The 630-nt window shown below is 53.8% G+C and carries 1 rRNA gene; it reads right to left on the bottom strand.

Features of this window, described 5'->3' with window-relative positions:
- Window positions 1–431, bottom strand: a 16S ribosomal RNA gene (locus M3I53_RS38055); the annotation flags it as partial.
- Between the last annotated feature and the right edge of the window lie 199 nt (window positions 432–630).

Below are 630 nucleotides of genomic sequence, written 5' to 3' on the forward strand. Positions count from 1 at the left end.
AGTGCTTTACAACCCGAAGGCCTTCTTCACACACGCGGCATTGCTGGATCAGGCTTTCGCCCATTGTCCAAAATTCCCCACTGCTGCCTCCCGTAGGAGTCTGGGCCGTGTCTCAGTCCCAGTGTGGCTGGTCGTCCTCTCAGACCAGCTACGGATCGTCGCCTTGGTGGGCCTTTACCCCACCAACTAGCTAATCCGCCATCGGCCACCCCAATAGCGCGAGGTCTTGCGATCCCCCGCTTTCATCCATGGATCGTATGCGGTATTAATCCGGCTTTCGCCGGGCTATCCCCCACTACTGGACATGTTCCGATGTATTACTCACCCGTTCGCCACTCGCCGCCAGGATTGCTCCCGCGCTGCCGTTCGACTTGCATGTGTAAGGCATGCCGCCAGCGTTCAATCTGAGCCAGGATCAAACTCTTCAGTTCAATACCTGTTACTGTTTTCGGTCTCTCTCGAGACCGGTCGCTCACTCAAAGCTGACAGGTTCTGAATAAATTCAAAAACCTGACTTACTTTAGTGTGAGACTCTTGATACTTTTGCTGCTCCCGATATCGCTCCGAAGAACCATATCGGGTCGCCACCGCATCAAGCGCCCACACTTATCGGCTGTAAATTTTTAAAGA

It is taken from the genome of Paraburkholderia sp. CNPSo 3272, from assembly GCF_024206495.1.
In the GTDB taxonomy this organism is placed as follows: Bacteria; Pseudomonadota; Gammaproteobacteria; order Burkholderiales; family Burkholderiaceae; genus Paraburkholderia.